The 26,011-nt window shown below is 65.5% G+C and carries 19 protein-coding genes; 17 read left to right on the top strand and 2 right to left on the bottom strand.

All coding sequences use genetic code 11. The features are described 5' to 3' along the window. Positions 1-2 precede the first annotated feature (2 nt). The 3 genes from ACFSDX_RS01610 (at position 3) to ACFSDX_RS01600 (ending at position 2,603) form a co-directional block, all read left to right on the top strand. A complete protein-coding gene (locus ACFSDX_RS01610) occupies positions 3-413 on the top strand; it encodes a response regulator (RefSeq protein ID WP_382311443.1) in 411 nt (136 codons plus the stop codon). A gap of 178 nt (positions 414-591) precedes the next feature. Beyond that, entirely contained in the window at positions 592-1,404 is an 813-nt protein-coding gene (locus ACFSDX_RS01605; RefSeq protein ID WP_382311442.1) for an alpha/beta fold hydrolase, read from the top strand. After that, a complete protein-coding gene (locus ACFSDX_RS01600; protein ID WP_382311441.1) occupies positions 1,401-2,603 on the top strand; it encodes a sensor histidine kinase in 1,203 nt (400 codons plus the stop codon). Before ACFSDX_RS01605 ends, ACFSDX_RS01600 begins: the two co-directional genes overlap by 4 nt. Before the next feature lie 51 nt (positions 2,604-2,654). On the opposite strand, the gene ACFSDX_RS01595 is transcribed toward ACFSDX_RS01600, so the two are convergent. Continuing rightward, entirely contained in the window at positions 2,655-3,086 is a 432-nt protein-coding gene (locus tag ACFSDX_RS01595; RefSeq protein ID WP_382311440.1) for a response regulator, read from the bottom strand. Between the two features lie 666 nt (positions 3,087-3,752). Between ACFSDX_RS01595 and ACFSDX_RS01590 the strand changes: the two genes are divergently transcribed. Beyond that, positions 3,753-6,368, top strand: coding sequence for a PAS domain-containing protein (locus ACFSDX_RS01590; protein WP_382311439.1), 2,616 nt, complete (start codon positions 3,753-3,755; stop codon positions 6,366-6,368). Here ACFSDX_RS01590 and ACFSDX_RS01585 read toward each other — a convergent pair. Then, on the bottom strand, positions 6,365-11,176 hold the full coding sequence (locus ACFSDX_RS01585; RefSeq protein ID WP_382311438.1) for a PAS domain-containing protein: 4,812 nt from the start codon (positions 11,174-11,176) through the stop codon (positions 6,365-6,367). The two genes, ACFSDX_RS01590 and ACFSDX_RS01585, sit on opposite strands and share 4 nt — an antisense overlap. A gap of 107 nt (positions 11,177-11,283) precedes the next feature. On the opposite strand from ACFSDX_RS01585, the gene ACFSDX_RS01580 reads away from it, so the two are divergent. The 13 genes from ACFSDX_RS01580 to paaZ all read left to right on the top strand — a co-directional run bounded on the left by ACFSDX_RS01580 (position 11,284) and on the right by paaZ (position 26,004). Beyond that, a complete protein-coding gene (locus ACFSDX_RS01580) occupies positions 11,284-11,472 on the top strand; it encodes a hypothetical protein (protein ID WP_382311437.1) in 189 nt (62 codons plus the stop codon). A 264-nt stretch (positions 11,473-11,736) separates the two neighbouring features. Then, on the top strand, positions 11,737-11,952 hold the full coding sequence (locus ACFSDX_RS01575; RefSeq protein WP_382311436.1) for a hypothetical protein: 216 nt from the start codon (positions 11,737-11,739) through the stop codon (positions 11,950-11,952). Between the two features lie 263 nt (positions 11,953-12,215). Further along, entirely contained in the window at positions 12,216-15,452 is a 3,237-nt protein-coding gene (locus tag ACFSDX_RS01570) for a PAS domain S-box protein (protein WP_382311435.1), read from the top strand. 269 nt (positions 15,453-15,721) lie between these two features. Next, positions 15,722-17,065 carry a phenylacetate--CoA ligase family protein gene (locus ACFSDX_RS01565; RefSeq protein ID WP_382311434.1) on the top strand — a complete coding sequence of 448 codons (1,344 nt, stop codon included), beginning with the start codon at positions 15,722-15,724 and terminating at the stop codon, positions 17,063-17,065. Between the two features lie 76 nt (positions 17,066-17,141). Continuing rightward, positions 17,142-17,798: a TetR/AcrR family transcriptional regulator gene (locus tag ACFSDX_RS01560; RefSeq protein ID WP_382311433.1), complete on the top strand. Its 657-nt coding sequence runs from the start codon at positions 17,142-17,144 to the stop codon at positions 17,796-17,798. Then, positions 17,795-18,874, top strand: a complete 1,080-nt coding sequence (gene paaE, locus ACFSDX_RS01555; RefSeq protein ID WP_382311432.1) for a 1,2-phenylacetyl-CoA epoxidase subunit PaaE — start codon at positions 17,795-17,797, stop codon at positions 18,872-18,874. Before ACFSDX_RS01560 ends, paaE begins: the two co-directional genes overlap by 4 nt. Before the next feature lie 165 nt (positions 18,875-19,039). Next, a complete protein-coding gene (gene paaA, locus ACFSDX_RS01550) occupies positions 19,040-20,002 on the top strand; it encodes a 1,2-phenylacetyl-CoA epoxidase subunit PaaA (RefSeq protein ID WP_382311431.1) in 963 nt (320 codons plus the stop codon). Positions 20,003-20,126: 124 nt separating this feature from the next. Next, entirely contained in the window at positions 20,127-20,414 is a 288-nt protein-coding gene (gene paaB / locus ACFSDX_RS01545) for a 1,2-phenylacetyl-CoA epoxidase subunit PaaB (RefSeq protein ID WP_382311430.1), read from the top strand. Positions 20,415-20,425: 11 nt separating this feature from the next. Continuing rightward, positions 20,426-21,232 (top strand): 1,2-phenylacetyl-CoA epoxidase subunit PaaC, encoded by an 807-nt coding sequence (paaC, locus tag ACFSDX_RS01540; RefSeq protein ID WP_382311429.1) that lies wholly within the window; start codon positions 20,426-20,428, stop codon positions 21,230-21,232. After that, positions 21,226-21,729, top strand: coding sequence for a 1,2-phenylacetyl-CoA epoxidase subunit PaaD (paaD, locus tag ACFSDX_RS01535; protein WP_382311428.1), 504 nt, complete (start codon positions 21,226-21,228; stop codon positions 21,727-21,729). Before paaC ends, paaD begins: the two co-directional genes overlap by 7 nt. A 25-nt stretch (positions 21,730-21,754) precedes the next feature. Further along, positions 21,755-22,540: an enoyl-CoA hydratase-related protein gene (locus ACFSDX_RS01530; RefSeq protein WP_382311427.1), complete on the top strand. Its 786-nt coding sequence runs from the start codon at positions 21,755-21,757 to the stop codon at positions 22,538-22,540. Positions 22,541-22,670: 130 nt separating this feature from the next. Continuing rightward, the gene (locus ACFSDX_RS01525; RefSeq protein ID WP_382311425.1) at positions 22,671-23,849 is read left to right on the top strand and encodes a 3-hydroxyacyl-CoA dehydrogenase NAD-binding domain-containing protein; all 1,179 of its coding nucleotides are present in this window, start codon (positions 22,671-22,673) and stop codon (positions 23,847-23,849) included. Positions 23,850-23,940: 91 nt separating this feature from the next. Next, the gene (gene paaZ, locus ACFSDX_RS01520; protein WP_382311423.1) at positions 23,941-26,004 is read left to right on the top strand and encodes a phenylacetic acid degradation bifunctional protein PaaZ; all 2,064 of its coding nucleotides are present in this window, start codon (positions 23,941-23,943) and stop codon (positions 26,002-26,004) included. Positions 26,005-26,011: the final 7 nt, after the last annotated feature.

Genomic DNA, 26,011 nt, shown 5'->3' with positions numbered 1-26,011 from the left:
ATATGCTACCCTTACCCAGTGTGTTGCTGGTCGATGACGACCCCACCACCAATTTTCTCAATAAGCTGCTGCTAACCAATATGGGCGTGACCGAGCAGGTGCTCGTGGCCGAAAACGGCGAGCAGGCCCTGCGCACCCTCGACCAAACCTGCACGGCGCTGGCTAATGTGGCGTGCCCTAGGCTCATTTTTCTCGACATGAACATGCCCGTGCTCAACGGCCTGGGGTTTCTGGAAGTCTACGTGCAGATGCCGCTGGCGCAGCAGCAAGCCATTGTCATCGTCATGCTCACTACTTCGCTGCATGAGCACGACTTGGCGCGGGCGCAGCAGCTCCCCATTGCCGGCTTTCTCAACAAGCCGCTGACCCGCGAGAAGGTCACAACTTTGCTGGAGCAGCACTTCGCCAGGTAAATCCCGATTAGAGCGCTGCCCGGCGTAGCGCTGAGCACAATAGCCGGGTGCGTATTGCAGCTTAATATACTATTGGCTAGCGCGATGAAGCCTATAACAATATAACTGCCGGTGGCAGCGGGAACGCTAGGGCGATATACCGTGTAGCTTGCGCTACGCTTACTTACCAGCTAACCGTATGGATGTGTTGAAACGGCACCGCGTCAGCGTGTCCGGCACGGGGGCCCGACCCCTAGTATTTGTGCACGGCTTTGGCTGCGACCAGCACATGTGGCGGCTGGTGGCCCCCGCCTTCGAGGCCGAGTACCGGGTGGTGCTGCTCGACCTGGTGGGGGCCGGCGGCTCCGACCTGGCTGCCTACGACCCGGCCCGCTACAGCACCCTAAGTGCGCATGCCGAGGACGTGCGCGAGGTGCTCCGCGCGCTGGACTTGCACGACGTAGTATTCGTGGGCCATTCGGTGAGCGCGATGATTGGGGTGCTGGCCGCCGTGCAGGAGCCGGCGCGGTTTGCCCGCCTCGTGCTGGTGGCGCCCTCACCGCGCTACCTCAACGCGAGCGGCTACACGGGCGGCTTCGAGCCGGCCGACATTGCCGAGCTGCTGGAGGCCATGGATACCAACTACCTAGGGTGGTCGGCGGCGTTTGCGCCCGTGGTGATGGCCCACCCCGACCAGCCGGAGCTGGCCGCCGGGCTGGCCAACAGCTTTTGCCGCACCGACCCGGCCATTGCCCGGCACTTCGCCGGCGTCACATTTCTGGGCGATAACCGGGCAGACCTGCGCCACGTGCGCACCCCCGCCCTGATTTTGCAGAGCGCCCAAGACTTGCTCGCGCCGCTGGCCGTGGGCACCTACCTGCACCACGAGCTGGCCGGCAGCCAGCTCGTGGTGCTGGATACCAGCGGCCACTGCCCGCACGTCAGTGCCCCGGCGGCTACCATTGCCGCCATTCGTGCATATTTGCAGGCAGCCCGCTCGCTCCCTGCATGAAAGCCGATGACGACCAGTCCACTCCACCCCTCGACCTGCGCCTGACGCAGGAAAGCGCCGAGGACCTCTACGAGCAAGCGCCGTGCGGCTACTGCTCGTGCCTGCCCGACGGCACGCTGGTGAAAGTAAACCAAACCCTGCTGACCTGGCTGGGGTACACCCGCCCGGAGCTGGTGGCGCAACGCAGCCTCCAGCAACTCCTGACCCTAGGTGGAGCGCTGCACTTCGAGATGCACGGCATGCCCCTGCTGCTGCTGCAAGGTTACGTGCGCGAGCTGAGCTACCAGCTGCGGCGCAAGGATGGCACCACCCAGCCCGTGCTGCTGACGGCTACGCTGGTGCGCAATCAAGATGGCTCGCCGCTGGTGGTGCGGGTCATGCTCTTCGACATCACCGCCCGCCAGCAGTATGAGCAGGAGCTGCTGCGGGCCAAGCAGCTGGCCGACGACCAGCGCGCGCAGCTGGCCCAGGCCAACGCCGCCCTCACCGAAAACAATCAGCTGCTCACGCGCACCAACGCCGACCTCGACACGTTCATCTACACGGCCTCGCACGACCTGCGGGTGCCCATTGCCAACATCGAGGGCCTGCTGGCGCTGCTGGGCAGCGAGCTGCCCGCCGCGGTGCGGCAGGGGCCGGAAGTGGCGCACATTCTCGCCCTGATGAAGACGTCGGTAGACCGCTTCACCACCACCATCCACCAGCTCACCGACATCACCCAGCTGCAGCAGTCGCAGACCACACCCGCCGAGACGGTGGACCTGGCCGCGCTGTTCGACGCCGTGTGCCTCGACCTGGCCCCGCAGCTGCCCGCCGCGGCCCAGCTCACCCGGGCGGTAGACCAGTGCCCGCACTTCTTCTTCGCCTCCAATCACTTGCGCAGTATTCTCTACAACTTGCTCAGCAACGGTATCAAGTACTGCCACCCCGACCGGCCGCCCGTGGTGCAGGTGCGCTGCCGCCGGGCCGGCCACCAGGTTGTGCTAGAAGTGCAGGACAATGGCCTGGGCCTGAGTGCCGAACAGCAAGGCCAGCTCTTCGGCCTGTTTCAGCGCCTGCACAACCACGTGGAGGGCACCGGCATTGGCCTCTATATGGTCAAGCGCATTGTCGAAAATGCGGGCGGCACCATCACGGTGCAAAGCCAGCCCGATGTGGGCTCCACCTTCATAGTCACCCTGCCGGCCGGCGTTGCGTAGGGGTTGTGGAAGGCTAAGCGAAGCCCACCAGCAAGCCGATGCCGCAGTGGCCTACTGCCCGCTGGCGCAACCTAGGCCGCTGCTGGCCAGGTGCTGCTGCACCAGCTGGTGCAACACGGACTGCGTAAGCGGCTTGGTTACGTAAGCGCTGGCCAGTGCTTGGGCGCGCTCCCTATCCGCCTCCGCGGCTGAGGAGGACACAACGACGGTGGTCATCACCTGGCAATGAAGGGCGGGCAGCGCCTGCTGCTGGCGCAAAAATTCCAGGCCGTTCATCACGGGCATGTTGATATCAACCAGCACGAGCACAGACAAGGGCGGCTGCGTCGAGGCGCATAACTCCTGCAGTACCTCCAGCGCTTGCTGGCCATTGCTGGCTTCCAGTACCCTGCCCGGCACCTGCTCCTGCCGCAATAAGCGGCAAGTAAGAAAGCGAGCAACGGCATCATCATCTACCACCAGCGTCACCGAAGAAGTATCCATAGCTACAAGGCATAATGTGCGTAACCCACCCATTCTCTACGGGTTTTACCCAGCAGTTGGTTTACCGCTGGGTGTGTTTAGGATGAAATAAGCTAGGTAGCCGCGTGAGTATGAAGTTTTGTTGAGGGCAAAAAAATGTGGCTAGCCCCCCGATTTCGCCCCGCAAGCCGCCGCCGCCTAGCCAACAATTGCCAGCTCGCTACCCGCTCTGGCCCGCCCCAGGAGCACCGGGGCCGTAGCACACCCACCAGCAAAGCCCAGCAGCCGGCCGGCCGCGCCCTGGGCTACACCGCCCACAAAACGGAGTGGGCCAGCCTCACTAGGCCTCCCGCATACCAACAGCCGCAACCGGCGCACCGGGTAAATGAGGCGCCGGCGCGGCGCGGAAGCCAGCACCCAGGCCGCTACCCGGCGCAGACCGCTTCAGCGGCCTTCTGCCCGGCTGAACAAAACAATTTTTAAACGCCGCGTTCGGGCGACGGGCCTCCGGATTAACACGGACTTATCTGGGAAGCAAACTCATAGCTCGAACTACGTATCTTACCATAAGCATAACCTAATGCGTAGAAAAACAAGTAGTTTTACTACGAAAGCTAAAACACAGGTTATTATATAAATTTATAGATATACTTTTCGTCCCATCGCGTTTCTTCATCAGGCTGCCCCATGCCAACTCTCGTCATGCTCCCCGAGCCCGTCGGGCAGGTGTTCGAAACGCTGCCCGACCTCTACCTGGTTCTCTCGCCCGAGCTGCTGGTGCTCACCGCGTCGGACGCCTACCTAGGCGCCCTGCAGCTGCCGCGCGCCGCCCTGCTGGGCCAGCCCTGGCCGGCCGCGCTGCCCACCACGCAGCCGGCCCTGGTGGCGGCCAGCCTGCGCCAGGCCTTGGCCACCCGGCAGCCGCAGGCCCTGCCCCCGCACCCCTACCAGGTGGGCCCGCCCGGCGGCCCCGCTGCACCGCGCTACTACACCGCGCTCACCACGCCCGTGCTCGATGCGCAGGGCCAGCTCGCCTACCTCGTGCACCGGCTGGAAGCAGCCGCCCCGCCCGACGACCCGGCGCAGCCACCCGAAAAAACGCTTTTACAGAAAGCCGAGATAATCGGCCAGATGGGTAGCTACGAGGGCGACGTGGCGACCCTGCACTTCTACTTTTCCGACAACCTATTTCGGCTGATGGGCTACGCGCCCCAGTCCTTCGTGCCCACGCTCGACTGGCTCGACTCGATTTCGGAGCCCGAGGATGCGGCGGCCGTGCGCCAGGTTATCGAGCAGGCCCTGCGCACCCGGCAGACTTACCAGTACCACCGCCGCATCTGGCGGCCCGATGGGCAGCAGCGGCACCTGGTGAGCACCGGCCAGGTGGCCTGCGATGCCGCCGGCCAGCCCACCAAGCTCCTGGGTACGGTGCAAGACGTGACCGAGCAGCAGCAGGCCCAAGCCGAAATTCAGCGGCAGGCGCACTTCATTCAGCAGGTGGCCGATGCCGTGCCGGGCACCATCAGCGTGTTTGACTTTGCCGAGCAGCGCATAGTGTACATCAACCGCGCCCAGTTTTTGCGCCTCGGCTACACCGAGCAGGAGCTGGCTGCCCTAGGCGACCTGCGCTGGATAGAGGAGCTGGTGCACCCCGCCGACCAGCCCCTGCTGCGCCAGCACCTGGCCGCGCTGGCCGCCGCCCCCGACGACGAAATTCGCAAGCTCGACTACCGCCTGCGCCACCGCGAGGGGCATTGGGAATGGCGCCGCACCCGGGCCAAGGTATTCCGGCGCGATGCGGCCGGCGTGCCGCTCCAGTACATCAGCCTCAACGAGAACACCACCCGCGAAAAGCAAGCCGAAGAGGCCCTGCGCAACGAGCACCGCCGTCTCAAAGAAGCCCAGGCCCTGGGCCACCTAGGGTGGTTTGAGTGGCGCGTGGCCACTGGGCACATGCACTGGTCAGAAGAGCTGTACCACCTGCACGGCCTGGCGCCCCAGGCCGACATCAGCCTCGCCGACGCCCAGGCCTTTGTGTACCCCAGCGACTTGCCCGCCTACGAGGAGCTGCACCGCACGCTGGGCGCCCGGCCCGGCACCGCCCAGCACCAGCAGCGCATCGTCACGGCCCAGGGCGAGGTGCGGGTGGTGGCGCGGCAGCTCGAAAGCCTGGCCGACGAGCAGGGCCGCGTGTGGCTGGTGCGCGGCACCGTGCACGACGTAACCGAGCAGGTGCAGGCCGCCGCCGCCCTGCAGCAGCACGTGCAGCGCCTGCAGCAGTCCGAGGAAGTAGCCAACCTAGGCAGCTGGGAATACACTGTGGCCACCGGCGCGCTGGTGTGGTCCGAGGGCCTGTACCGCCTGCTGGGCCTGCCGCCGGGCCGCCTCGTAGGGCCGCGCACCTACCTCGACGTAGTGGTGCCCGCCGACCGCGCCTTGGCCGAGCAGCTGCTGCGGCAGGCCCGGCAGGGCCACCTGGCCTACGAGGAAAACGTGCGCGTGCTGGTCGAGGGCCAGATAAAAACGTTGCGCGTCAAGGCCTTGCAAACCACCGACGCCAGCGGGCACGCCGAGCGCCTGCTGGGGGTAGCCTTCGACATCAGCCCTGTGACGCGACTGGAGGCCGAGAACCTGCACCTGCGGCTGCGCCAGCAGCAAGAGCTGCTGGCCGCCACCGTGCAGGCCCAGGAAGAAGAGCGCCGCCGCATTGCCGAGAGCCTGCACAACGGCCTGGGGCAGCTGCTCTACGCCACCAAGCTGCAGCTCGACCAGCTCACTAGCGCGCCCCTGCTGGCCAGCGCGCCCGAGTTGGCCGCCACCCACCAGGCCACCAAGCGCCTGCTGAGCGAAGCCATGCGCCAGACCCGCACTATCTCGCACGAGCTGATGCCGGGCCTGGTCGAGGAGTTTGGCCTGGAAACGGCCTTGCGCGACATCTGCCGGAGCATGCACAGCGCGTCGTTTCAGCTGCACTGCCTCAGCTTCTTAGACGAAGCCCACCCCCTGCCCCGGCCCCTGGAAGTAGTGCTCTACCGCCTGGCCCAGGAGCTGACCCAGAACGTGGTGAAACACGCCCGGGCCACCCAGGCCACCCTCGAAATCGAAACCCTGCCCGGCTGGGCCGTGCTGCGGGTCGAGGACAACGGCCAGGGCTTTGCACCCGCCACCGCCCAGGCGGGCATCGGCCTGCGCACCCTGCACGAGCGCGTAGCCCAGTTTGGGGGCACCGTGCACATCGACTCGGCGCCCGCGCAAGGCACGCACGTGCAGGTGCGCCTGCCTCTGCCGAATGGAGACGCCTAGGGGCGGAGCGGAATACGAATGCGGACGTAGGCGCCGGCCCTGGGGTGCGTGCCCACCTGCATAGCCCCGCCAAGCAGCGTTACCTGGTCGCGGATGCTGCGCAGGCCCAGGCCGGTGGAAGCGGCGGGCGGCGTGGCAAAGCCGGGGCCGTTGTCTTCGGCCCGCAGCAGCACCGCGCCCGGCATGGTTTCGAGCTCCAGGCTGGCTTCGGTGGCACCTAGGGCGTGCTTCACAATGTTTTGGGCCAGCTCCTGGGCCATGCGGTAGAGAGCCAGCTGCAAGGCCGGCGCCAGCGGGGCCACCTCGGCATCGAGCTGCACCAAGCAGTGCAGGCGCCGCTGCGGGCTGCTCATCTTGTGGCAGATGTCTTGCAGGGCCGCCGCCAGGCCAAACTCTTCCAGCACCAGCGGCACCAGCTCGTGCGAGAGCGTGCGGGTTTGGCGGATGGCCTCGCCCAGCAGCTTGTCGGCCTCGCGATGGGCGGGCTGCCACGCGCCGCCGGGCAGCGGGCGCAGCTGGTCGAGGCGCAGCTTGGTGGCGTACAAAATCTGGCCGATGCCGTTGTGCAGGCCTTCGGCGATGCGGCGGCGCTCGGCCTCCTGGGCGGCCTGCACCGCCTCAAACAGCGCTTGCTGTTGGCTCAGGCGCAGGCGCAGGTTTTCCTGCTCCAGTCGCTGCAACTGGCTGATGTCCAGGTCCACGCCCAGCACCCGCGCGGGCTGGCCCGCCTCGTCGTGCAGCACCACGGCCTTGAGGCGCACGGTCTTGACCTGCCCGCCCACGCGCAGGTGCAGAATGCCCTCGGCATCGGCGGCGCCCGTCGTGAGTTGGCGCACCAGCTGCTCGGCCCGGGGCCGGTCGGCGTCCACCACGTGGTCGAGGTAGATGGCGGGCGTCACGGGCTGGCCCAGGGGCAGGCCTAGCAGCTGGTACATGCCGTCGGACCAGCGCATAGCGCCCGTGGCCAGCTCGTAGTCCCAGCTGCCTAGGCCCGCTACGGCCTCGGCCTGCTCTAGCAGGCGCAGGTTTTTGATACGCTCCTGCTCGGCGTTTTTGCGCTCCGTAATGTCGAGGTTGGTGGCCACCAGGGCATCGCCCATGCGCACAAACTGGCACGAGAACCACTGGTTAAAGCCCTCGTAGTCGTAGAAATACTCCATGCCCTGGGGCCGGCCGGTGGCCAGCGTGCGCAGCATCAGGTCGTAGATGCCGGTGAGCCGCACGCCGGGGTATTCCTGGGCGTAGAGCTTGCCCACCAGGTCGGTGCGCCCGGTTTCGCGCTCCAGCTCCCGGTTTACCAGGTTGATGCGGAAGTCCTGCACCCGCCCGGCCTCGTCGCGCACGGCGTGCAGCACCGACATCGAGAGCAGGCTGGTGTCGAAGACCGAGCGCAGCAGGTCGCGGTTTTGTTGCAGCTCGTAGGTGCGCTCGGCCACCAGCTGCTCTAGGTGGGCGTTGAGCTCGGCCAGCTGCTGCTGCGCCTGCTTGCGGGCCGTGATGTCGGTGGCCGTACCAATCCACTCGGCCAGCTCGCCCTGCGCATCGAGCAGCGGCACGGCCCGCGACGCCACCCAGCCCTCGGTGCCATCGGCGCGGTACACGCGGTGCTCCAGCTCGTAGGGGCTTTTGCTGATAATGGCGGCCTGAATGGCGGCCCAGGTGCGGGCCTGCTCGGCCGGCGGCAGGTAGCGCTCGGCCCAGGTAGTGCTCGGCTTCGGGGTGTCGGCCAGGAAGTTTTTACCTTCCAGAATCAGCATCTGCCGCCAGTCGGGGCTCATGCGGTAGAGCGTGTCGGAACTGGCCGTGACGAAGAGGCGAAACTGCTCTTCCGACTTTTGAAGGGCGGCTTCGCTGCGGGCGCGCGCCAGGCGCAGGTAGACGCGGGCGGCCAGCTCCCGAATGAGCTCCTGCTCATCGGGGCGCCAGTCGCCGGCCTCGGCCCGCCCCACGGTCAGCAGAAATTTCCAGCGCTCATCCTGCACGTAGGGCACGTCTAGGAGCGAGCCAATGCCGAGCGCGCGCAGCACCTCGGCGGGCGCCTGCACCAGCGCGCTGGGCGGCGCGGCGGTGAGCGCGGCCGGCTGGCCGGCCGCATAGTGCTGGCGGCCGGCGGCGGTGAGGTAGTCCGAAATGCGCGCCGCGCCCAGCCGGCCCGGCAGGTGGGCATCGTGCCGCCAGTCGTACACCACTTCGAGGCGGTCGGCGGCCTCGTCCACCATTGCAAAGTGGCAGCGCGCCAGCTGCAAATGGTCGGCGAGGCGGCCCGCGATGCGACCTAGGATATCTTCGGCGCTAGCCAGCGGGGCAAAGTCGGCGCTGGTTTCGGCCAGAAAAGCCAAGTTGGCTTCGTAGCGCTTGCGCGCCGTGATGTTGGTGAGCACGTTGGCCAGGGTGCGGCTGCCGGGGCCGCCCACCCGCGCGGTGTACACGTCGAACCAGCGGCCCAGCTCGGGCACGTACTGCTCGTAGCGAATGGACTCCCCGGTCTGCGCCACGTGGCCGAGCCGCGCCAGCCGGCTTTCCTCGATGTTGGGCATCAGCTCGCGCGCGCGCTTGCCCACCGCCGTGCGCGGCAGGCCGCTCATTTTTTCGTGCGCCTGGTTCATCTCCAGAATGCGGTAGTCCACGGCCTTATCCACCTCATCCACAAGCACTTCCACGGTGGTAAAGCCTTCGTCGATAGAGTCGAACAGGGTGCGGTATTTTTCTTCGGAGCGGGCCAGCGCTTCCTCGGCGCGGGCGCGCTCCACGGCGGCCCAGGTGCGGTGGGCCGTTTCCTCCACCAGCGCCACCTGCTGCGGCGTCCAGGCGCGGGGCGCGCTTTGGTTGGCCACCAGGGTAGCCACCAGCCGCCCCTGCCGCAGCAGGGGCACCACCACGGCGGCCCGAATGTCGTTGGCGCGGTAGTCGGGGCGCTGCGCCTCGGGCAGGGTGGGGTCGGTGTCCACGTCGTGGCACACCCAGGTCTGGCCATCGGCCAGCCAGGGCATGGGCCAGTCGCCCAGCGGGTAGCGGCGGGCGTGGCTGGGGGTACCCAGCCGGTGCCAGTCGTGGATGACGACGTACCGCTCGGCGGCTTCGTCGATGTCCACGTAGTAGGCCCGGTCCACGCCTAGGTGCTGGCCCAGCACACGGGCGGCCGTGGCCTGAATATCGACCGAGCTGGTGAGCAGCCGCAGCGCATCGCTGAGCTGGAGCAGAAACGCCTGCCGCTCTTCGGCCTGCTTGCGGGCGGTGCTGTCTTTAAAAAACACCGACAGCCCACCGGCCTGGCTGGGGTAGATGCTCACATCGACCCAGGTGCCGAGCACCGGCGACACCGTTTCGTAGTGCGCCGGCTGGCCCGTCTGCCGCACCAGGTAGTGCTGGCGGTACGACTCGCCGCCCACGGCCTGCGGAAACTCCGTCCAATGGTGGCGGCCCACCAGGGCGCCGGCCTCGCGGCCCCAGAGCTGGGCGGCCCTTTGGTTGACGTAGGTGTAATGAAACCCGGCATCGAGGTCGTAGAAGGCGTCGCTGGTGTTTTCGAGCACGCCCACCAACTGGGCGTGCGCCGCCTGCAGGGCGGCTTCGGCCCGGGCGCGCTCGAGGCGGGCGTAGAGGCGGGTGGCCATCTGCTGCAACAGCTCCACCTCGTCGGGCCACCAGTCGCCGGGCTGGGCGCGGGCGGCGGTCAGCATAAAGCGCCAGCGCCCATCCACGAGGTGCGGGATGTTGACCAACGAGCCGAACCCAAACGAAACCAGGGCTTCGGGGCCGTTGGTGAGCAGCGGGTTGGGCGCCTGGCCGGTGCTCACCAGCGGCCGGCCCGCGCCTAGGTGCTGCTGGCCCGCGGCCGTTACGATGGCCGAAAGGGCGTGCTCGCCCAGCCGCGGCGGCAGGTGCGTGGCCTCCCACCGCCAGTCGAAAATAATTTCGAGGCGGTCGGCCTCGGGGTCTACCACGGCCAGGCAAAAGCGCGACAGGTGCAGGTACTCGGCCAGCTGCTCGCCCACGCGGCTCATAATCTGCTCGGCACTGAGCAGGGGCGCAAAATCGACGTTGAGGTCGGCCAGAAAAGCCAGGTTGGCTTCGCGGCGCTTGCGCTTAGTCACGTTGCGAAAAATGACCCCTAGGTGCCGGCTGCCGGCCCCGCCAATGCGCGACACCGTGAGCTGAAACCATTGGTGGCCCAGGCTGTGCAGCTCGTATTCGAGGTGCAGCGGCTCGCCGGTGGCCACCACGGTGGCGTATTTTTCCAGCAGAAAGTCCAGCCGCTCCGGTATCACTTCGGAGCGCCGCTGGCCGCGCAGCTCCCGCCCCACGTGCTTCACGAAGGCCGGGTTGGTTTCCTGGTACACAAAATCCACGGGCTGGCCGGCGGCATCCACCAGCAGTTCCAGGATGGCAAAGCCCTCGTCGGCGGTGGCAAACAGGGCCCGGTATTTTTCTTCCGGGCCCGCCGGGGCAGCGGCTTCGGCGGGCGGGCGGGCGGGGCTGGCCTGCCAGTACACCACCACCTGGCCCGCCTGCCGGGCGCTGGTCTGGGTTATCCACTGCTGGGTGGCGGGCAAAAAAAACTCGGCCGGCGGCAGCGTGGCGCCGGCGGCCAGCGCCCGCAGCGCCTGGTAGAGGTCGGGGGGCAGGCCGGTGGGCGCGAGCGCGGCCAGCGGCTGGCCCAGCACCACCGCCGCCGGCTGGCCCCACCACGCTGCGCCCTGCCGGTTGAGGGCCTGCACCGTGGCATCGGCCCCGAGCACTAGCACGCCCCAGGGCAAGGTATCGAGCAGCAAACTAGCCGAAAGGTCGGCTGCAATCAAGTGGTCCATGAGAAAAAGCGCGGGTGCGGCGGGGCGGGCTGGGTACTGGCAATTACCTTGCCGCTACCCTAGGGCGCCCCCCTGGGCAGGGGCCGCCCTAGGGTAGCGGCAAGGGCATGGCCTTATACGAAGTAAACCAGCTGCGCGGACCTAGCAAGGGCGCACCGACCAGCACACCGGGCGGCGGGGCCGCGGGCCGCCCGGGCGGCGTTGGGGCCAGCCAGCGCGGGGGCAGCAAGGGTAGCAAAGACGAGCGGCAGGTGGTGGGCACCTGTTGCGCAGCACCGTTTTCGGAACGAGAGTAAAAGAGAACAGCAGGCGGCGTGAGCTAGCGAAGATACTGGCCCTGGGCCGGCCCACGCTGAAGTATTGCGCAAAAATGCGGCGGCCGGCCGGGCGCTCATCCAGCCCGCCGCACTCGTGGCAAGGCGTTCGTTGGGGGCGCCGGCCGGCAAGTACCTAGGGGATAATTACGTGTTTTGCTTGCCCAAAACCAGTAGCCGTCCCCTTGGGGGAGAGGCCGCCACTTCAGAATTTTGTGTGGTCCTCTACTCACTACTTCATACGCTATGACCTACGACCCTAAGTTTGGCCCCGCCGCGCAAACGCCGGCGCAGCGCGCCTGGGTACTGGCCCAGATGCAGCGCATGCTGCCGGGCCTTGCCAAGAAGATGAGCGCCTGCACCCAGCAGCTCTACGCCCGCTACGTGGCCGGCGAGCTTACCTGGTATCAGGTCAGCCAGGCCCGGGAGGCGGCCCTCGCCACGGGCGGCGGCCCGCTTTAACCGCTTCGACACTACCCCCGGCCGCTTGGCCGCCCGGTCAAAGTCCAGCGTCGGCCCCCATACCGGCTGCTGGCACTATTTAAAAAAGCCTCGCCCACCCAGGCAAGGCTTTTTTAATGCTGTTGATTACCAGTCGTTACCGCCCTGGGCTGGTTATTTATGGCTGGGTAGCCGCATCCAAATGCCTCCCCTTCTTTAGTTTGCGGCGTCTGGATAGTTACCTTTTGTAGCGCGCGTATCTTTTCGCGCCCCTTTGCGCTGCCATGCCCCCTGCTTCTTCGTTGCAGGTCCTTGACCTGTTTCCCGCCGACGCGCTGCTCACCACGGTCCTCGACCTGTCGCCGACGGGCATGGTGCTTTGCGCACCCGTGCACGACCAAGCCGGCCACCTCGTGGATGTGGCGCTGGCCTACCTCAACCCCGCCGCGCAGCGCCTGCTGCACCTGCCGGCGCAGCCCGGCACCACCTTCACGCAGCAGTTTGCCGGTAGCCGCACCGATGGCAGCTGGGCGCTGGTGCACGGCGCGTTTGGGGCGCCCGCGCCGGGCCACCCGGCGGCGGCGCCCGCCGTGCGCGGCCCCCAGCACCGCCTGCACCTGGCGGCCCAGCGCGTGGGCGGCGGGCTACTGCTGAGCTTCAGCGAGGCGCCCGCCGGGCCCGAAGCGCCCGCCCCGCCTGCGGAGCCGGGCCGCCTGGCCGAACGCAGCCAGCAGCTCGAGCGCTTCGATGCGGTGCTGGGCAGCTTGCAGGAGTTCGTGTATTTATTTGACCTGGAGGGCCGCTTTCGCTACGTGAACCAGCCGCTGCTGGACCTGTGGGGGCTGCCCCTAGAGCAGGCCCTCGGCAAGAATTTCTTTGACCTAGGATACCCCGCGCCGCTCGCCACGCAGCTGCAGACTCAGATTCAGCAGGTGGCCGCCACCCGGCAGCCCGTGACGGGCGAAACGGCCTACACCAGCCCCACCGGCGAAACCGGCGAATTTGAGTACACCTTCGTGCCCCTGCTCGGCCCCGATGGCGCGGTGGAGGCCGTGGGCGGCCGCACCCACCCCGCAACGGAGCACCGGCGGGCCGCCGCCGCCCTGCGCGCCAGCGAGGCCAAGTACCGCACGCTCTTCGAAACCATCGACGAAGGTTTCTGCCTGATTGAGATGCTGTTCGACGGTGCGCAGCGGCCCGTGAACTACCGCTTTGTGGAGGTGAACCCCGCCTTTGAGCGGCAAACGGGCCTGGCCGGCGCCACCGGGCGCACCATCGGCGAGCTGGCCCCGCAGCTCGAGCAGCATTGGTTTAACACCTACGGGGCCGTGGCGCGCACCGGCCAGCCGGTGCGCTTCGAGCAGCGGGCCGCGCAGCTGCACCGCTGGTTCGACGTGTACGCCTTTCGGGTGGGCGAGCCCGGGCAGCACCGGGTGGCCGTGCTGTTCACCGACATTTCGCAGCGCCGGCAGGCCGAGGAAATCCTGCGCCAGAGCGAGCAGCAGCACGCGTTTCTGCTGCAGCTCAGCGACCAGCTGCGCCCGCTGGTAGACGCGGCCGACATTCAGTACCAGGCCGCCTGCGCCCTGGGGCGGTACCTAGGGGCCAGCCGCGTGGGCTACGCCGAAGACCTGGGCGACGGCCAGCACATTGAAGTCACGCGCAACTACACCCAGCCGGGCGTGCCCAGCCTCGCGGGCCATTACCACTATGACGACTACGGCCCCGAGCTGCTGCAAACCCTCAAAGAAGGGCGCACCGTGGTGCGCCCCGACATTGCCCACGACCCCACGCTCACGGCCGCGGAGAAGGCGGCCCACGCCGCGCTCCAGCTCGGGGCTACCGTCAACGTGCCGCTGCGCAAGGATGGGCAGCTCAGGGCGGTGCTGTTTATGCACTACCCCACGGCCCACGCCTGGACCGCCGACGAGCTGGCCCTGCTCGAAGAAACGGCCGAGCGCACCTGGGCCGCCGTGATGCGCGCCCGCGTAGAAGCGGCCCTGCGCGAGTCGGAAGAGCGGTTTCGGGTGATGGCCGACGCCGTGCCGCAGATAGTGTGGATAATGGACGCGGACGGCCGCACCGAGTTTTTCAACCGGCAGTGGGGCCTCTACACCGGCGGCCCCCTGGAGCCGAGCACGGCCGCCACGGTGGCCAACAACTACGTGCACCCCGACGATGGCGCCCCCACAATACGGGCTTTTGAGGAGGCGCGACGCACCGGTACCATCTTCCAGGTCGAGCACCGCATTCGGGCGGCCGATGGCACGTACCGCTGGTTTTTGGTGCGCGCCGAGCCCTTCCGCGACCCTACGAGCGGCCAGATTCTCCGCTGGTTTGGCTCTTCCGTCGACATCCACGACCGCAAGCAGGTGGAGGAAGCGCTGCTCCGCAGCCAGGAGCGGCTGCAAAAAGCGCTCTCCATCGACACGGTGGGCATCCTGTTTTTTGACCTGGCGGGCGACCTGCACGACGGCAACGCGGCCTTCGAGCGCATGAGCGGCTACGCGCGCGCCGAGCTGGCCCAGGGCCAGATACACCTGGACGCGCTCACAGCGCCGGGCTTCGCGGCGGCCACGCAGCAGGCCCTGCACGAGCTGCGCACCACCGGCGAGAGCACGCCCTTCGAGAAGCAGTACCAGCGCCCCGACGGCTCGTACTGGTGGGGGCTGTCGGCGGGCAAGCGCCTGAGCGACACCGAGTGCGTCAAGTTTGTGCTCGACATCACGGAGGCCAAGCGGGCGGAAGAAGCCCTGCGCCACTCGCAGCAGCTGTTGCAGCGCTCCAACGAGCAGCTCACGCGCACCAACGTCGACCTCGACAACTTCATCTACACCGCCTCGCATGATTTAAAATCACCCATCACCAACATCGAGGGCCTGCTGCACGAGCTGCAGGCCCAGCTGCCGGCCGCCGCCCAGCGGGCGTATGACCTAGGGCCACTGCTGACCATGATGCAGGAATCGGTGGCCCGCTTTCAGCGCACCATCGACCACTTGAGCGACATCACTAAGCTGCAAAAGGAGCACGACCAGCCCATTACCGAGGTGTTGCTGCCGCCCGTGGTGGAGGATATCTGCCAGGACCTGCTGCCCCTGCTGAAAGCCACCGGGGCGCAGGTAGAAGTCGACTTCGCGGCCTACCCTAGGGTGCTGTTCTCGCCCAAGAACCTGCGCTCGCTGCTCTACAACCTGCTCAGCAATGCCGTAAAGTACCGCCACCCCGCCCGCCCGCCCCGGGTCCGGCTCTCCTGCTACCCCGACCCCACCGGCCAGTACCTCGTGCTGCGCGTGCAAGACAACGGGTTGGGCGTCGAGGCCAGCCATTACCAGGAGCTTTTCGCCATGTTCCGGCGCCTGCACAGCCACGTGGAGGGGTCCGGCATTGGGCTGTACATGGTCAAGCGCATGGTCGAAAACGTGGGCGGGCGCATTGAGGTCGACAGCCAGGTGGGCCTGGGTTCCACTTTCTCGGTGTATTTGCCCTACCCGCCTGGCTCCGCTGCGCAGCCTTCTCTGTAACGAAGTACCGGGCCAGGAGCCAGCAGCTTCGCAGCCCACAGCTCGCCAGATTTCTGGTTACCCGCTCGCCCTAGGTCAGGAAATTAGGCAATTGCGGAACGCGGCCACTGCGCGGCGGCTCAGCCGAAAACCGGGCGCGCGGGCGGCGCTTATTACGGGCTGGCTGCTAAACAAACATTTGTTTGTGTTTATTTGCACGTGAAAAGAACGCGCCGCCCCCGGCGGCCGTTCTAGTGCTACTCCCTTCCCACCCGCCAACAGCCCTTCCCATGCTGTTCAACCCCGCCATCGAGCGGCTGCCGCTGCCACAGCTGCGCGCCCTCCAAAACGCCCGGCTCAAGGAGCAGGTGGCGTACGCGTACGAGCGGGTACCCTTTTACCGGCGCAAGTTTGAGGCCTTAGGGGTGCATCCGGCCACATTTCGGGGCTTGGAGGACCTGGGCAAGCTGGGCTTTACCAAGAAGACGGATTTTCGGGATAACTATCCCTTCGGCCTGTTTGCGGTGCCCGAGCACGAGGTCGCGCGCCTGCACTGCTCCAGCGGCACCACGGGCAAGGCCACAGTAGTTGGCTACACGGCCCACGACCTCGCGATTTTTGCCGAAGTAGTGGCCCGCTCGCTGGCCGCCGCCGGCTGCCGGCCCGGCATGAAGCTCCAGAATGCCTATGGCTACGGCCTCTTCACGGGCGGCCTGGGCGTGCACTACGGCGCCGAAAAGCTGGGCCTGACGGTCATCCCCGTTTCGGGTGGCAGCACCGACCGGCAGCTGCAGCTCTTGCAGGATTTCCGGCCCGAAATTCTCTGCGCCACGCCCTCTTACGCGCAGGTGCTGGCCGAGGAACTCAAGCGCCGCGGTATCAGCCCCGAAGCGCTTAATTTGAAGTACGCCGTGCTGGGCGCCGAGCCTTGGACCGACGCCATCCGGCAGCAGGTAGAGGCCGGCCTGCACGTGAAAGCCACCAATATCTACGGCCTCAGCGAAATCATGGGCCCCGGCGTGTCGCAGGAAGACGTGAACGAGCGTGGCACCGGCAGCTACGTGTGGGAAGACCATTTCTACCCCGAAATAGTGGACCAGCACACCGGCGAGCTGGTGCCCGAAGGCGACCTAGGCGTGTTGGTATTCACAACCTTGACCAAAAAGGCCATGCCCATCCTGCGGTACTGGACCAACGATATCACCAACCTCACCTACGACCACTCGGTGAGCCGCACGCACGTGAAAATGGGCCCGATTCGGGGCCGGGCCGACGACATGCTCATCATTCGCGGGGTCAATTTCTTCCACACGCAAGTCGAGGATATCCTCAGCGGCCTGCCCCAGGTGAGCCCCTACTACCAGGTGGTGGCCTCGCGCCGCGGCAGCCTCGACGAGGTAGAAGTGCGCGTAGAAATCGCCGAGGACCTCATGCGCGACCTGGGCCTGGAAACCGTGACCGCCGACACCATCCAGCAGCACGACTGCCTGCGGGCGCTGCAAGGCTCCTTTGCCAAGAAAATAAAGGACAACATCGGCCTCAGCATGAAGGTGACGCTGCTCGGCTTCGGCACGCTGCCGCGCAGCGAGGGCGGTAAGCTCAGCCGCGTGCGCGACCTGCGGGCGCTGACTTAGCAAGCTATTCCGTCATGCTGAGCGCAGCGGAGTCGAAGCATGACGAACGTATTTATTGAACAGAATCAGCAATTACATGCCTCCCAAAACCACTCTCAGCCCCGCCCCGACGGCCCTGCCGCCCGCCTCGGGCGCGGCGCGGCTGGTGAAAAAGCGCCGCCCCGAGCAGCGGCAGCTCATCCTCGACGAAGCGGCTCATCTATTTAAGGAGCGCGGCTTCGGCAGCTCGTCGATGCGCGACCTAGGAGCGCGGGTGGGCCTCGACGCGGCTAGCATGTACAACCACATCAAGTCGAAGGACGAGATTCTGGATACCATCTGCTTTCAAGTATCGGACACCTACATCGCGCAGCTGACCGAGGCAGAGCAAATGGCCGGGACGCACCTCGATAAAATAACCGAGCTACTGCGGCGCCACGTGCGCCTGATGACCACGAACGGCGCCGCCGTATCGGTAGCCAACAACGAGTGGAAGGCGCTGACCGAGCCGCGCCTGACCGAATTTAAGCAGGCCCGCAAGCGCTACGAAAAAGGCTTTGCGGCGCTGATTGAGCAGGGCATCGCGGCGGGCGAATTGCAGTCCGTGAACGTGTCGGTGGCCTTATTTACGCTGCTCTCGGCGGTGCGCTGGGTCGAGCTGTGGTACCGGCCGGGCCGCAGCTTGTCGGCCGCCGAACTGGAAACCGACCTCCTTACCATGCTCCTCGACGGGCTGAAAAAACCTACCGCATGAGCCGCTTTCACAAACTCAAAATCAAGCACATCGCCCGCGAAACGCCCGACTGCGTGCGCGTGACGCTCGACGTGCCCACCGAGCTGCGCGAGGCGTTCCGCTTCATGCAGGGGCAGTACCTCACCTTCCGGCGCGTGCACAACGGCGAGGAACTACGCCGCTCGTACTCCATTTGCAGCAGTCCGCTCGATGGCGAGTGGCAGGTAGCCATTAAGAAAGTGCCGGAAGGCCGCTTCTCGGGCCTAGCCGTGGATGGGCTGCGCGCCGGCGAGGAGTTGGAGGTGATGCCGCCGGCCGGGCACTTTTACACCGCGCTGCACCCCGCGCAGGCCAAGCACTACGTGGCCTTTGCGGCGGGTAGCGGCATTACGCCCATTTTTAGTATCGTGAAGACGGTACTACTGACAGAGCCTAACAGCCGCGTGACGCTGGTGTACGGCAACCGCGGCCGCAATTCCATCATCTTCAAAGAAGCCCTGGAAGCGCTCAAAAACAAGTTTCTCAGCCGCCTGAGCGTGTACCACATCCTGAGCCGCGAGCAGGGCGACGCCGACTTGCTCTTCGGCCGCATTGATGAGCAGAAGGCCCGGCAATTCTTGGAAAAAGTGGTGCCCGCCAGCCAGATTGACGAGTGCTTCCTGTGCGGCCCCGAGGACATGGTAAACGGCGTGCGTACGGCCCTGACCAGCGCAGGCGTGGCGCCCGAAAAAATTCACTTTGAGCTATTTGGCTCGGCCAGCGCGGGCCAGGCCGGCGCGGCCAAAACCAAGCTGCCGCCCGCGGGCGAAGACGACAAAAAGAGCCTGGTAACGCTGAAACTCGACGGTGGCGCGCGGTTGTTAGAGATGTCGTACTACGGCAATACCATCCTCGACGCGGCCCTGGAAAGCGGCATCGACGCACCATACTCCTGCAAAAACGGTATGTGTAGCACCTGCCTCGCCCGCGTGACCAACGGCCGCGTGGAGATGGACGTAAACTACTCGCTCTCTGTCGACGAGGTAGCGCGGGGCTACGTGCTCACCTGCCAGGCCCGGCCCGTGACGGAGCAGGTAACCGTGGATTTTGACCAGTAATTTGACTTGTTTGAAGTGGTGAAACCGCCTGTCATTGCGAGCGTAGCGAAGCAATCTTTCCTTGTCGTCTGCTCACGTCTGCCATGCGTGAAGGAAAGATTGCTTCGCTGCGCTCGCAATGACAAGCGGTTTGGAAAACGCATTAATCAACAATAGATAACCAATATGGAAACCCTAACCGCCCCCGCCCTCACCCAGGAAGAACAGTTCCAGGCCCGCATCGACGCCGACGTGCGTATCGAGCCTAAGGACTGGATGCCCGACGCCTACCGCAAAACCCTGATTCGGCAGATTTCGCAGCACGCGCACTCCGAGCTGGTGGGGATGCTGCCCGAGGGCAACTGGATTACGCGTGCTCCGTCGCTTAAGCGCAAGTCCATCCTGCTCTCGAAGGTACAGGACGAGGCCGGCCACGGCCTTTACCTCTATAGCGCCGCCGAAACCCTAGGCACCAGCCGCGACCAGATGCTGGCCGACCTGCACTCGGGCAAGGCCAAGTACAGCAGCATCTTCAACTACCCCACCCTGAGCTGGGCCGACATGGGCTGCGTGGGGTGGCTGGTCGATGGCGCCGCCATCCTCAACCAGGTGCCGCTGTGCCGCACCAGCTACGGGCCGTATGCGCGGGCTATGGTGCGGGTGTGCAAGGAAGAAAGCTTCCACCAGCGCCAGGGCTTCGAGGTGATGCAAACGCTATGCGAGGGCGCGCCCGCTCAGAAAGAAATGGCCCAGGAGTCGCTCAACCGCTGGTGGTGGCCCACGCTGATGATGTTCGGCCCGGCCGACGATGCCTCGCCCAACACCGAGCAGAGTATGAAGTGGCGCATCAAGCGCTTCACCAACGACGAGCTGCGTCAAAAATTCGTGGACATGATGGTGCCTCAGGCCGAGTTCCTAGGCCTGACCGTGCCGGATGAAAAGCTGCGCTGGAATGAGGAGCGCAAAGCCTACGACTTCGGCGAGGTGAACTGGGAAGAATTCTGGCAAGTAGTGAAGGGCAACGGCCTCTGCAACGCCGACCGCCTGCAAGCCCGCGTGCAAGCGCATGAGGAAGGGGCTTGGGTCCGTGAAGCGGCTAATGCGCACGCCGCGAAGCGCAAGGCGCGTACGGCGGCGGTAGCGGCTTAAATTCCAACGTCCGTCATGCAGAGCGTAGCGAAGCATCTCGCTCGCACCGTTGCTGGCAAAAGAGGTTAGTGCAGCACGCGAGATGCTTCGCTACGCTCTGCATGACAATGCTTTATAACACATTATGAACCAGTCCGAATGGCCTCTGTGGGAGGTCTTTATCCGCAGCAAGCAGGGCCTCGACCACAAGCACATGGGTAGCCTGCACGCCGCCGATGCCACCATGGCTATCCAAAACGCGCGCGACGTGTACACGCGCCGCCTGGAGGGCGTGAGCATCTGGGTGGTTGAGTCGACGCATATCCACGCCTCAAACCCCGACGATGCCGAAGCTTTCTTCGACCCGGCGGCCGATAAAGTGTACCGGCACCCCACGTTCTACGACGTGCCGGATTCCATTAAACACATGTAATGCTGCCCGTTATGCAAGCCGTCCCTTCCGAATCTGCCGCCCTGGCCACCTACCCCGCCGAGGTGCGGCAGCAGCTGTTTCAGTACGTGCTGCAACTGGCCGATACCAGCCTCATCCTAGGCCACCGCCTGAGCGAATGGTGCGGTCACGGCCCCATCTTGGAGCAGGATTTGGCGATGGCCAACATCGCGCTGGACCTGCTGGGAGAAACCCGCAGCCTCTACCAGTACGCCGCCGAACTGGAGGGCCTAGGCCGCACTGAGGACGACCTGGCCTACCTGCGCGCGGCCGTGGAGTATCGCAATCCGCTGCTAGTGGAGCAGCCCAACGGCGACTTTGCGCACACTATCGTGCGGCAGTTTCTGTTCGATAATTTCCACTATCCCTTCCTGCAACAACTCAAAAGCAGCCCCGACGAGCGCCTGGCGGGCATTGCCGAAAAAGCCGTGAAGGAAGCCGCCTACCACCTCAAGTGGAGCTCGGAGTGGATAATTCGCCTCGGCGACGGCACGCCCGAAAGCCGGCAGCGCGTGGAAAAAGCCATCGCCAGCCTCTGGCGTTATGCTGCCGAGCTGACCACGCCCACCACCGCCGAAAAGGCGTTGCAGGCCGCGTGTATCATTCCCGACTACGCCACTTTGCAGCCCGCAATGGCCGCCCACCTGGCCCACGTATTGGAAGAAGCCACGCTGCCGACCCCGCCAGCCAGCACGTTTGCCTTAGCGGGTGGCAAGCAAGGGCGGCACAGCGAGCACCTAGGGTACATTCTCACCGAGCTGCAGTACGTACAGCGCGCCTACCCCGGCCTTACATGGTAGCCACAGCCCTCACCGAAGCCCGCGTTTGGGAGCTGCTCGACGAGGTGCTCGACCCCGAGGTGCCGGTGCTCAGCATTCTAGACCTGGGCATCGTGCGCGGCGTGCGGGTGGCGGATGGGCAGGTGACGGTCGACATCACGCCCACGTACTCGGGCTGCCCGGCCATGAACACCATCGCCACCGACATCCGCCTGCGGCTGCTGGCCGAAGGGATTGCCAACGTGACGATTCACAACCAGCTCAGCCCCGCCTGGACTACTGATTGGATGACGCCCGCTGGCCGCCAGAAGCTGCAAGCCTACGGCATCGCGCCGCCCGTCGATGGCACGGCGACGGGGCACGTGCTCAATCTTTTCGGGCAGGATACGGCCGTGCGCTGTCCGCAGTGCCAGTCGGATAATACGCGGCTAGTCAGTCAGTTCGGGTCTACCGCCTGCAAGGCATCGTACCAGTGCAACGATTGCTACGAGCCGTTCGATTATTTCAAATGCCACTAGCTAGCTACCCACCTCAATTCTTTCCATGCCTGATTCCCAGCCCCTGCTTTTCTCCCTCGCCGACGGCGTCGCCACGCTGACTTTCAACCGGCCCGCCGTTTTCAATAGCGTCAACCGCGAGGTGGCCCTAGGTCTCCAGCAGCACCTGCGCGCCTGCCAGGCCGACGCCAGCGTGCGCGCCGTGGTGCTCACGGGCACCGGCCGCGCCTTTTGTGCCGGCCAGGACCTGGCCGAAATAACCGGCCCGAATGCCCCCGACGTGGCCGAAATCGTGGAGCAGCTCTACAATCCGATTGTGCTGCTCATCCGCGAGCTCGATAAGCCGGTACTGGCCGCCGTGAACGGCGTGGCGGCCGGCGCGGGCGCCAACCTGGCGCTGGCCTGCGACATTGTGGTGGCCAAGGAATCGGCCTCGTTTATTCAGGCATTCAGCAAGATAGGTCTGGTGCCCGACAGCGGCGGCACGTATTTCCTACCCCGCCTCGTGGGCTTGCAGCGCGCCAGCGCCCTCATGCTGCTCGGCGATAAGGTGAGCGCCGCCGAAGCCGTGCAGATGGGCATGATTCACAAATTTTTCGCCGACGAAGCCTTCGACCAGGAAGTAGCCGCGCTGGCCCGCAAGCTCGCCAACTTGCCCACCAAAGGCTTGGCCTACACCAAGCACCTGCTCAACCGCACCTTCGGCAACGACGTGGCCCAGCAGCTGCGCGCCGAGGGCGATTACCAGCTGCGCGCCGGCCACACCGCCGACTATCGCGAGGGCGTGGCCGCCTTTATGGAAAAGCGCCAGCCCACCTTTACGGGGCAGTAATAATGTAGCTTGGACTCTGCGAGTCCGAGTGCGAGCGCAGCTCGCATAAACGTATGGGAACGCTCGTCGGCGCAAGATGCGAGCTGCGCTCGCGCTCGGACTCGCAGAGTCCAAGCTACACTTTTCAACTATGCAATACATGACCATCGGCATCATCGGCAGCGGGGCAATGGGCGCGGGCATTGCGCAGGTGGTCGCCACGGCCGGCCACCCCGTGCGCCTGCTTGACCAAAACGCGGCGGCCCTCGAAAAAGCCACCGCCGGCATTGCCACCAGCCTGCGCCGGCTGGCCGAAAAAGGCAAGCTGACCACCGAGGCCGCCGACGCGGCCGTGGCCCGCCTGCTCCCCACCGAAACGATGGCCGACTTCGCCGATTGCGGCCTGGTTATCGAGGCCATTGTGGAAGACCTAGGGGTAAAGCAGCAGCTTTTCAGGGGGGTAGAGGCCATCGTGTCGGCTGATTGCTGGCTGGCGAGCAATACCTCGTCGCTGTCCATCACGGCCATTGCGGCGGCTTGCCAGCGGCCCGAGCGGTTCGTGGGCATTCATTTTTTCAACCCGGCGCCGCTCATGCAGCTGGTGGAGGTAATACCCGCGGTGCAAACCCGCGCCGGGCTGGCCGAGGAGGTGAAAGCGCTGGTAGCCAGTTGGGGCAAGCGCCCGGTGCTGGCCCAGGATACGCCCGGCTTCATCGTCAACCGCGTGGCGCGGCCGTTCTACGGCGAGGCCATTCGCATCCTGGAAGAAGGCATTGCCGACATCGCCACCATCGACTGGGCGCTGACCGACCTAGGGGGCTTCCGCATGGGGCCGTTTGCGCTGATGGATTTTATCGGCCACGACGTCAATTTTCGCGTCACGGAATCGGTCTTCACGGCCTTTTTCTACGACCCGCGCTACCGGCCGTCCTTTACCCAGAAGCGGCTCTTTGAGGCCGGCTACCTGGGGCGCAAAACCGGCCGCGGCTTCTACGACTACGCGCCGGGCGCCAGTCAGCCCACGCCCACCAAAGACGAAGCCCTGGGCTACACTATTTTAAATCGGGTGCTGGCCATGCTCATCAACGAGGCCGCCGAGGCGCTGTATCTGCGCGTAGCCTCGGCCCCAGACCTAGAACTGGCCATGACCACCGGCGTCAATTACCCCAAAGGCCTGCTGGCCTGGGCCGACGAGCTAGGTCCGCTGCAAGTACTGGCCACCCTCGACGGCCTCTACGCCGAATACCACGACGACCGCTACCGCGCCAGCCCACTGCTGCGGCGGCTGGCGGCTGGTAATCAGCAATTTTTGAATACTACTCATCAGTAAAGTTTCTCGCAGAGGTTGGCAGAGAACAAACGCCAAGCCTCTGCCAACCTCTGCGAAAATCCTCTGCGGACCTCTGCGAGAAAACCCATCCATGATTCCCACCCTCGAAAACTACATCCTAGGCCGCTGGGCCGCCGGCGCCGCCGACCCCCACGAGCTGCTCGACGCCAGCACCGGCGAGGTTATCGCGCTGGCCAATACCGAAGGCTTCGACTTTGCCGAAATCCTGGCCTACGGCCGTCGCGTGGGCAACCCGGCCCTGCGCCGCATGACCTTCCACGAGCGCGGGCGGATGCTAAAGGCGCTGGCCTTTCACTTGCAGGAAAAGAAAGAGATTTTCTACGAGCTGAGCTACCGCTCGGGCGCCACGCGGGCCGACTCCTGGATTGATATTGAGGGTGGTATCGGCAATTTATTCGCCAATGCCTCGCTGCGGCGCAAGTTTCCCGACAAGCCGTTTTACGTGGAGGGCGAGCCGGTGGGCCTGAGCAAGGGCGGCACCTTCATGGCGCAACACCTGCTGGTACCTAGGGAAGGCGTGGCGGTGCACATCAACGCCTACAACTTCCCCATTTGGGGCATGCTGGAGAAAATCGCGGTGAACCTGCTGGCCGGCATGCCCGCCGTGGTGAAGCCCGCCGTACCCGCCGCTTACCTCACCGAGGCCGTGGTGCGCGAAATTATCGCCAGCGGCATCCTGCCCGCGGGCGCGTTGCAGCTGGTGGTGGGCTCGGGCCAGGGCATTCTGGACCACGTCACGTACCAGGATGTGGTGACCTTCACGGGCTCAGCCGCCACCGGCGCCCGGCTGCGGGCGCACCCGCGCATCATCAGCGAGGCGGTGCCGTTTACGCTGGAAGCCGACTCGCTCAACGCCGCCGTGCTGGGGCCCGATGCCGTGCCCGGCACGCCGGAGTTTGACCTGTTTATCAAGGAAGTGCGCAAAGAAATGACGGCCAAGTGCGGGCAGAAGTGCACCGCCATCCGCCGCGCCATCGTGCCCGACCGCCTGCTCGAAGACGTGCAGATTGCCCTAGGTAAGGCGCTGGCCCAAACAACCATCGGCCACCCGCAGGCCGAGGGCGTGCGCATGGGCGCGCTCGCCGGCCGCGAGCAGGCCGAGCGCCTGCGCGAGCAAGTGCGCCAGCTCGCCAAGACCACGCCCATCGTCTACGGCGACCTCGACCACGTGGAAATCCTGGGTAAGGAGCGCGGCGCCGACGCGGCCAAGGGCGCCTTTATTTCGCCCATCGTGCTGCGCAACGACCAGCCTTTCAAGCACCTGGAGTCGCACGAGCTGGAAGCATTTGGCCCGGTGGTGACGCTGATGCCTTACCACGACCTCGGCGAGGCCGTGGCGCTGGCCAACCTCGGCAAAGGCTCGCTGGTCTGCTCGCTGGCCACCAACGACCCGCGCACGGCGCAGGATTTCGTGCTGGGCGCGGCTACGCACCACGGCCGCATTCTGGTCATTAACAACGACATGGCCAAGGAAAGTACCGGCCACGGCTCGCCGCTGCCGCAGCTGGTGCACGGGGGCCCCGGCCGCGCCGGGGGCGGCCAGGAAATGGGCGGCATCCGCGGCGTCGAGCACTTTATGCAGCGGGTGGCGTTGCAGGGCTCGCCGAGCATGATTGCGGCCATTACGGAGGTGTATCAGCCTGGCGCGAAGCAAATTGAGAAGGACAAGCACCCATTTCAGCACTACTTCGAGGAGCTGGAAATCGGCCAGACCTACACCACCCACAAACACACGGTGACGGATGCCGACATCACGAACTTCGCGCAGGTGTCGGGTGATAATTTTTACGCCCACGTCGATGCTACCTCGCTGGAGGGCACGCTGTTCACGGGCCGCGTGGCCCACGGGTATTACATTCTGAGCAAGGCGGCCGGCATGTTCGTGGACCCGCGCAAGGGGCCGGTTTTGCTGAATTACGGCCTCGATGAATGCCGCTTCACCAAGCCCGTGTACCCCGGCACCACCATCGGCGTGACGCTAACGGTGAAGGAGAAAATTGGCCAGGAAAAACGCGACGCCGACGACGTAGCCAAGGGCATCGTGCGCTGGCTCGTGACCGTAACCGACCAAACCGGCGACACAGTGGCCGTGGCCACGATTCTGACGATGGTGAAGAAGAAAAATCAGGAATAATTTTTTC

Origin of the sequence: Hymenobacter bucti (assembly GCF_042681145.1) — a bacterium.
GTDB lineage: Bacteria > Bacteroidota > Bacteroidia > Cytophagales > Hymenobacteraceae > Hymenobacter > Hymenobacter bucti.
The sequence above is the reverse complement of the archived record's forward strand: the minus strand, read 5'-3'. Positions and strand labels throughout refer to the sequence as shown.